Source organism: uncultured Streptococcus sp., from assembly GCF_901875575.1.
Classification (GTDB): Bacteria; Bacillota; Bacilli; order Lactobacillales; family Streptococcaceae; genus Streptococcus.
In genome coordinates this window covers 1-7,646 of sequence record NZ_CABFMF010000024.1, presented here as the reverse complement: position 1 = coordinate 7,646, position 7,646 = coordinate 1, and the positions used below count along the sequence as shown (strand labels likewise).

The 7,646-nt window shown below is 39.1% G+C and carries 8 protein-coding genes, 1 tRNA gene, 1 other RNA gene and 1 pseudogene; all 11 read right to left on the bottom strand.

What is annotated here, in order from left to right; translation table 11 throughout:
* Positions 1 to 94: 94 nt before the first annotated feature.
* Entirely contained in the window at positions 95 to 910 is an 816-nt protein-coding gene (locus tag QZ114_RS06810) for a PrsW family intramembrane metalloprotease (RefSeq protein ID WP_295501332.1), read from the bottom strand.
* A 22-nt stretch (positions 911 to 932) separates the two neighbouring features.
* Positions 933 to 1,430: a carbonic anhydrase gene (locus tag QZ114_RS06805; RefSeq protein WP_295501329.1), complete on the bottom strand. Its 498-nt coding sequence runs from the start codon at positions 1,428 to 1,430 to the stop codon at positions 933 to 935.
* 72 nt (positions 1,431 to 1,502) lie between these two features.
* Entirely contained in the window at positions 1,503 to 2,867 is a 1,365-nt protein-coding gene (gene radA / locus QZ114_RS06800) for a DNA repair protein RadA (protein WP_295501336.1), read from the bottom strand.
* Between the two features lie 10 nt (positions 2,868 to 2,877).
* Positions 2,878 to 3,444 carry a histidine phosphatase family protein gene (locus tag QZ114_RS06795; RefSeq protein ID WP_295501327.1) on the bottom strand — a complete coding sequence of 189 codons (567 nt, stop codon included), beginning with the start codon at positions 3,442 to 3,444 and terminating at the stop codon, positions 2,878 to 2,880.
* The gene (locus QZ114_RS06790; protein ID WP_295501334.1) at positions 3,395 to 3,838 is read right to left on the bottom strand and encodes a dUTP diphosphatase; all 444 of its coding nucleotides are present in this window, start codon (positions 3,836 to 3,838) and stop codon (positions 3,395 to 3,397) included. The genes QZ114_RS06795 and QZ114_RS06790 overlap by 50 nt, the downstream gene beginning before the upstream one ends.
* A 56-nt stretch (positions 3,839 to 3,894) precedes the next feature.
* Positions 3,895 to 3,992: signal recognition particle sRNA small type (gene ffs, locus QZ114_RS06785), an RNA gene on the bottom strand.
* A gap of 32 nt (positions 3,993 to 4,024) precedes the next feature.
* Positions 4,025 to 4,492: a tRNA adenosine(34) deaminase TadA gene (gene tadA, locus QZ114_RS06780; protein WP_295501324.1), complete on the bottom strand. Its 468-nt coding sequence runs from the start codon at positions 4,490 to 4,492 to the stop codon at positions 4,025 to 4,027.
* 315 nt (positions 4,493 to 4,807) lie between these two features.
* Positions 4,808 to 6,094: an adenylosuccinate synthase gene (locus QZ114_RS06775; RefSeq protein WP_295501321.1), complete on the bottom strand. Its 1,287-nt coding sequence runs from the start codon at positions 6,092 to 6,094 to the stop codon at positions 4,808 to 4,810.
* Between the two features lie 234 nt (positions 6,095 to 6,328).
* Positions 6,329 to 6,565, bottom strand: coding sequence for a sigma(X)-activator ComW (gene comW / locus QZ114_RS06770; RefSeq protein WP_295501318.1), 237 nt, complete (start codon positions 6,563 to 6,565; stop codon positions 6,329 to 6,331).
* A 218-nt stretch (positions 6,566 to 6,783) separates the two neighbouring features.
* Positions 6,784 to 7,321, bottom strand: a pseudogene (locus tag QZ114_RS06765) (IS30 family transposase); the annotation flags it as partial.
* Positions 7,322 to 7,573: 252 nt separating this feature from the next.
* A tRNA-Asn gene (locus tag QZ114_RS06760) sits at positions 7,574 to 7,646 on the bottom strand.

The following is a 7,646-nucleotide window of genomic DNA, read 5'->3' as shown; positions in this document are numbered from 1 at the left end:
CTTCATAAGTTAATTTCATAATAAAAACACCCCAAAAGTTAGATTTTTCTGTCTAACTTTTGGGGTGCAGTTCATTTGTACCCTTGTCTATTTTTTAGACCATCTCGTGATTGTCCTTCCTCACAAAGAGAAAGGCTTGATAAAAACCGTAAAGAGTAATGGCTGTGACTAGAGGAATCGCAAGAGGCACCTCTGTCTCCAACTCCACAAAAGGAGAGTTAAAGAGGAAGTGTGCACCCAAGGCCAAACCTAAATAAGCAAAGCCCTTTTTCTTATCGACCTGCTGGCTCTTAGAGGCTCTGTAGAGCAAGTAGACACCAACGATTGCAAGACCTGAAAACGTCCAATGAGAGGCAATGCCCGAGATGATACGCTCTAAAATCCTCGAAATAGTAAAGTCAAAGCCCTCTGGCAAATCTGTACGAATGTAGCCAATATCCTCAATCATTTGGAATCCCAAACCTGAAGCAATCCCTAGTAAAAACAATGATTTTAATTTTCGGACCGGAACCAAAACTAAAACAAAAGCAAGAGGCAATAGCTTCAAGGGTTCCTCTACTAATGGAGCCACAATAGCACTTTCAAAGGTATTTAAAAAGCCACTATCAGGGAAAAGAACTCCCAAGAAATCATGGATGTAAGTATTAGCAAAGCTAGACAACCACCCTGAAATAAACATCCCACCTAATAGGGATAGTATCAAAGCGTTTTGGGGAACATCCCATTTTTTACCAAGACGAGTTAAGACAAAAGTAGCAGGAATCATGTAAAAGAGAGCCAAAAAGAGGGCTACCCCCATCAACTTATAGTCTGCTTCTGACATAGAACCATTGGTAAAATAACTCGTTTCATACTGTAAACCAATACACAACAATAAAATAAAAATAAATAGGATATTCTTTTTCTTCATACACTTCTTTCTAAATATCATCTTATACTTCTACGACGGTCATACTTCCTGTATCTACATCATAGATAGCTCCAGAAATGATGACATCTTCTGGTATAAGTGGAGAATCGATAAGGGCCTGCATGTCCTCACGCACACTCTCTTCTATATCTTGGAAAGGTAAAAAGTCCTGGTCTGACACATCGACACCTAGTTCCTCTTTCAGATACTCCTGAAAAGGACCATTTTCAAAGGTCTGAGCCCCACAGTCTGTATGGTGCAACACTACGATTTCCCGCGTTCCCATCTGTTGCTGGGAAATAACCAGCGACCGAATCATGTCTTCTGTCACTCGACCACCTGCATTCCGCAAGATGTGAGCATCCCCAAGAGCAAGTCCCAAAGCTTGGGCAACGTGTAAACGAGAATCCATACAAGTAACGATAGCTACTCTTGTTTTTGGTCTAAGTGGCAGATTTAACTGCCCATGTAGGGCAACATAAGCCTGATTGGCTTGCATAAACTGTTCAAAATAAGACATGATTTCCTCCTTAACAGTTTGAGAGTCAAATATTTCTCCTATCTTATCATTTTTAAGAGGATTTGTCACAGATTAAGCAAAAACCTTTTTCAAAACCTCCTGAATGGTTGTGACACCAATCACCTGAATTTCCTGAGGTGGAGTGATTCCTGTCAAGGAATTCTTAGGTACATAAATCTTAGTAAAGCCCAGTTTAGCAGCTTCATTGATGCGTTGCTCAATCCGATTGACACGGCGAATCTCTCCTGTCAAGCCCAGTTCACCTACAAAACATTCCTGAGGATTGGTCGGCTTATCCTTATAGCTGGAAGCAATAGCAACCGCAACAGCCAAGTCTATCGCAGGTTCATCCAATTTGACACCGCCAGCAGATTTGAGATAAGCATCCTGATTTTGCAAGAGAAGACCTGCTCGTTTTTCCAAAACAGCCATAATCAAGCTTGCGCGATTGAAATCAAGTCCCGTCGTAGTACGCTTGGCATTTCCAAACATAGTCGGTGTCACCAAAGCCTGAACCTCCGCCAAAATCGGACGCGTCCCTTCCATGGTCACAACGATGGACGAGCCCGTAGCACCGTCTAAACGCTCTTCTAGGAAAACTTGACTCGGATTGAGTACCTCAATCAAGCCGCCCGACTGCATCTCAAAAATCCCAATCTCATTAGTGGAACCAAAACGGTTTTTAACAGCTCGCAAGATTCGGAAGGTATGGTGACGCTCTCCTTCAAAGTAAAGGACCGTATCCACCATATGCTCCAACATACGTGGACCAGCCAAGGTTCCTTCCTTGGTCACGTGTCCTACGATAAAGATGGCGATGTTATTAGTCTTGGCCAGCTGCATAAGTTCAGCTGTCACCTCACGCACTTGAGAAACAGATCCCTGCACCCCTGAAATCTCAGGAGACATGATGGTCTGGATGGAGTCAATGATGAGAAAGTCTGGTTGGATACGCTCCACTTCTGCTCGTACGCTCTGCATATTGGTCTCTGCATAGAGATAAAACTCGCTATCAATATCTCCCAAACGCTCTGCACGTAGTTTAATCTGCTGGGCAGACTCCTCCCCACTAACGTAGAGAACAGTCCCCACTTGAGACAACTGGGTTGAGACTTGTAGGAGAAGGGTTGATTTTCCAATCCCAGGATCCCCACCGATGAGGACGAGACTTCCTGGTACCACTCCGCCTCCAAGTACACGGTTAAATTCCTCCATCTCCGTCTTGGTTCGATTGACATTGATGGAGGTCACTTCAGCCAGTTTCATAGGCTTGGTTTTCTCACCTGTCAAGGACACACGCGCATTTTTGACCTCGGCAACCTCAACCTCTTCTACAAAGGAAGACCAAGACCCACAGTTAGGACAACGTCCCAGATATTTAGGGGAGTTATACCCACAATTTTGACATACAAATGTCGCTTTTTTCTTTGCGATGATAAACCTCTTTCTATATCTCTAACTCACACTCAATCACTTGGCAAAAATCAATCTTCTCATTTGGCACAAACTGGCGCATAAGCATGTTATGAGCTACAACTACCACAGTCTGATGTTCTCGATACTTAGACATACATTCTAGAAAACGAGACTCCATCTCCGTAGCTGTCTCATATTGAATAGGACTATTAAGAAGTAACTCCCCCTTATTTTCTAGAAACATAGTACGAGCTTTTTCAAAATTATATGTGCCACTTTCATAGACCTGCCATTCATGCAATAATGGCTCCACTCTCAAAGGAAGTCCAGTAACACAAGCAACATAAGAAGCCGTTTCTAAAGCTCTTGTGACTGCAGAAGATATAATTATTTCAGCTGAAGGGAGTAAAGGATTGGTGCTCAGTTCCTGAGCTTGCTGCCGTCCCTTCACAGACAAGGGCGCCAAATCTATCCCAAATCCCGTATAGGAACGCTCCTCTAACTCACAATAATCTGGCTCCCCGTGACGTACAAAGATAATCTTCATCCTAATTCCCTGTCGAACCAAAACCACCAGTCCGCACGCCGTCTGCCTCATCTCCATCTGCTATTAAAAATGGTGCAAAAACAGCCTGGACAACACGTTCTCCAACTTCAAGAACAACCTCTTGATCTGTGATATTCTTCATCTGTGCAAAAATATGCCCTTCATTCCCAGGATTTCCATAATAATCCCCATCAATGACCCCAACTGAGTTAATTAAAACCAAGCCCTTCTTGCGAGGGTTTGAAGAACGATCATATAGGTAGAGAACCTCCGTCGGTTGCATATAAGCCTTAATCCCTGTCGGAACCAATACAATCTCTCCTGGCGCAATAACTGTACGCACAGCAACCTTTAAGTCGTAACCAGCCGCATGCGCTGTCTCACGCTTAGGCAATAAATTTTCATCTGTAAAACTCGAAACCAATTCAAAACCACGAATTTTCATCATCTTCTCTTTTCTATTATCATTTATTCTAGATTATTCTATCTTATTTATTCGGAAAAAGCACGAAAAAAAGAGCACACAATTCAAATCGCTTAGGGCTGCTGGATTCCTCCCCTGACCCGCTTCACGCAGAACTGTTGCTCCACTATTTATTATATCACATTCCTATTCATTTTAAAAGCAAAATTATTTTTTCCGTCTATTTCTAAAAAAATCCTGCATAATAGCTGCGCATTCATCTTCCAAAATTCCCCTTTCAACTTCCACACGATGATTGAGGCGCTCATCTGTCAAGATATCGTACAAACTCCCAGCAGCACCAAATTTCTGGTTTTTAGCCCCATAGATCACCTTTGGAATGCGGGCGAGTCCAACCGCCCCACTACACATGACACACGGCTCAATAGTCACAAAAAGTGTGCAATCCAGCAAACGCCAGCTCTCTTCACGAAGATTCGCATTCTCTATAGCCATGATTTCTGCATGCATGATAGCCCGCTGCAATTCCTCACGTGCATTATGCCCACGACCTATGATTTCTCCATTCTTAACAATCACACAACCAATAGGGATTTCATCATTCTCTAAAGCTATTTCTGCCTCCTTCAAGGCTTCCCTCATAAATGCTTCTTTTTCTTCTAGCCTATAATCCATTTCTTCTCTCTGTTTCTAATGATACTCTTTATAAATCTCTTCAAACCATACTTATCTTAACAGCTTAGACAACTCTCTTGCACTCTAAAAATATTATTTTAAAGGATCTATTCTATATTCTTAGTTTTTTATTTCCATCAATTCTCTCATTATACCATGTTTTAACAGACAAAAAAAGCCACCGAATGCGGTGACTCTATAGGGAGATTATTATGAAAAAGAAAAGTTTAGGATATCTGTTACAACAAGTTAGGAGGTCTTCTTGTAACTGTCTATAGTATAACCGACCTGTCTTAAACTAATCTTAAAAATCTCTTATGACCAAACACTTTCTAAAATATTTGTTTGTTCACGACCAGGACCTACTGAGAAGGTTGAGATACGAACGCCTACTAACTCACTAATACGGCGAACATAGTTACGCGCATTCTCTGGAAGGTCTTCCAAATTACGAACTCCAGTAATGTCTTCAGACCAACCTGGCAACTCTTCGTAAATTGGCTTACAACGCTTCAATTGCTCAAGACTTGCTGGGTAGTAGTCAATACGTTGACCATCAAGATCATAAGCTACACAAATTTTCACTGTATCCAAACCACTTAAAACATCAATAGAGTTTAAAGAAAGGTTGGTAATACCAGAAACACGACGGCTATGACGCATCACAACTGAGTCAAACCAACCTACACGACGTGGACGACCAGTTGTTGTACCATATTCATGACCAATTTCACGGATACGCTCTCCAACTTCATCAAACAACTCAGTTGGGAAAGGACCGTCACCAACACGACTCGTATAAGCTTTACATACACCAACTACCTTATCAATCTTACTTGGACCAACACCAGAGCCGATTGTTACCCCACCAGCTACAGGATTTGAAGATGTAACAAATGGATAAGTACCTTGGTCTATATCTAACATGACACCTTGTGCACCCTCAAATAGCACGCGTTTACCGTTATCAAGTGCATCATTCAAGATTACTGAAGTATCAGTTACATATTTTTTAATTTGTTGACCGTATTCATAGTATTCTTCAAAAATATCATCAAAAGCAATAGCTTTGCTATCATACAATTTTTCAAACAGACGATTTTTTTCAGCCAAATTACGTTCTAAACGTTCACGGAAAATTTCTTTATCCAAAAGATCCGCAATACGAATTCCCACACGAGCAGCCTTGTCCATATAAGCTGGACCAATTCCTTTAATCGTTGTACCAATCTTATTGTCACCCTTTGCTTCTTCTTGCAAACGATCTAACTCGATATGGTAAGGTAAAATAACATGTGCACGATCAGAAATACGTAAGTTATCTGTCGTAACACCTTCCTCATGCAGATAGCTCAACTCTTTCACAAGAGATTTTGGATTTACAACCATACCATTTCCAATTACAGAAATTTTTTCAGGGAAGAAGATACCAGATGGAATTAGGTGCAACTTAAATTTTTTACCATCAATCACAATCGTATGTCCTGCATTATCACCACCTTGGTAACGTGCAATTACTTCTGCATTAGCTGAAAGGAAATCTGTAATCTTCCCTTTACCTTCATCACCCCATTGGGTACCTACAACAACAACTGAAGTCATAATTTTTCTTTGTCTGAGCCAATAGGCTCTACCTTTCTCATGTACATGGCAGGAATCTCACCCGCAATTATATCTTACAATTTATTATAAGAAAAAATCACTTTTTTATCAAGAAGAAAAGGCAAAAGATTTGCTATTTCCAACTATTAAAAAATCATACAGACAAAAAAAATAGGAAATTATTAAATAAAACTAAATAATGATTGATTTCGTTCGGAAATATCTATACATTTCTCAACAAGTAATAAGATTTCTCTGAGCTATCAACTTTTCAAGATACAAACGATAAGAAGCACGATAATGATAAACTACAAACTTACAACTATGGTCTACACCATATCTAACTAAATAGTAAATCAAAAACTTAAAATGAAGATGAACCCATTCCAAATCATCTGCAAATAAGTCAGCGTACTCTTCTTCAATGATTTCATAAAAATCCAACATTTGTTTATAAATTTCTTGTAGCATGATAATCTACCCCTTTTCTTTATTATATTTTAATTGTAACAAAGAAAAAGAAAAATTTACTAACATTCTCTCAACTGTCAAAATAAAAGACTGAACTAACAAAAAATTTAAAAAACAAGTCACAACATAAAAAACTGATTATATTATAGAACATATAATTGTCCCCAATTGTTAAGTTAAGTGCAACAAAATTGCTCTTCTGATTAAGTTAGTATCCTTCAAGATGTTTGAATTAACTCAGACAGCTTTTTTGCGGACTGATAACTATGGATTCGTCTTGGCCTTTTATCGATAGTTTTTGAGTAAGCTTTTAAAAAATTAAAATCGAGTTCTTTTAGTGAATCACCCTTTGGTACAATTTCTTTCAAAAGCTCATAGAAATTCTAAATTGTAGCTCTTTCATATGAAAAATAGGTATGGCCAACTAAACATCCAAATCCTCAATCTCAATTAATTAAAAAGTCTTTCCCATTGACGACCGTAATTGACTTAATAGGATAAAGGAGTCATACACTTTAAGATACCTTTATTGACATACTCAGCCTTCTTCTCCACGAATTCTCTTGTAATAGCATAGCGTATTTGTCGTTCTATCAAGGTTCGAATAGCAGATTGTCCTGTTGTCTAACCACTAAGAACAGAGTTGGTCTATTCTGGTCTTTCTTCCATTGACTTTACTAGATGTTTTTTTGTAGAGGAACGCTTAGTAAATTTCTTACGGATTCACACTGCTCCTGGTAAATCAATGACTTTAATCCCAAATTTGTTGTACTTCATTTTACAATAGGGAAACCTAAAAAATTTAAGATCATTCAAAATATATTAATCAAAATCATTTAGCGTTAATTATTAAACGACTAAAAATTTTTCACAACATATAAACACACTATTTAAAATTCGGATTGTCAATTAAAAAAATGTTACATTAAGCAACTTACTAAATACTGTAGATAAGATGTTTTAGTTTCTAAAAATAAAAAAAGAAGGATCAACCTTCTTCTCAATATACTCCGCCAGTAGGACTCGAACCTACGACATCATGATTAACAGTCATGCGCTACTACCAACTGAGCTATGGCGG

What these genes read in the sequence shown, in the direction of transcription:
- QZ114_RS06810 (WP_295501332.1), bottom strand. Translation starts at nt 910, where the DNA reads ATGAAGAAAAAGAATATCCTATTTATTTTTATTTTATTGTTGTGTATT.
- QZ114_RS06805 (WP_295501329.1), bottom strand. Translation starts at nt 1,430, where the DNA reads ATGTCTTATTTTGAACAGTTTATGCAAGCCAATCAGGCTTATGTTGCC.
- QZ114_RS06795 (WP_295501327.1), bottom strand. Translation starts at nt 3,444, where the DNA reads ATGAGGCAGACGGCGTGCGGACTGGTGGTTTTGGTTCGACAGGGAATT.
- QZ114_RS06790 (WP_295501334.1), bottom strand. Translation starts at nt 3,838, where the DNA reads ATGAAAATTCGTGGTTTTGAATTGGTTTCGAGTTTTACAGATGAAAAT.
- tadA (WP_295501324.1), bottom strand. Translation starts at nt 4,492, where the DNA reads ATGGATTATAGGCTAGAAGAAAAAGAAGCATTTATGAGGGAAGCCTTG.
- QZ114_RS06775 (WP_295501321.1), bottom strand. Translation starts at nt 6,094, where the DNA reads ATGACTTCAGTTGTTGTTGTAGGTACCCAATGGGGTGATGAAGGTAAA.
- comW (WP_295501318.1), bottom strand. Translation starts at nt 6,565, where the DNA reads ATGCTACAAGAAATTTATAAACAAATGTTGGATTTTTATGAAATCATT.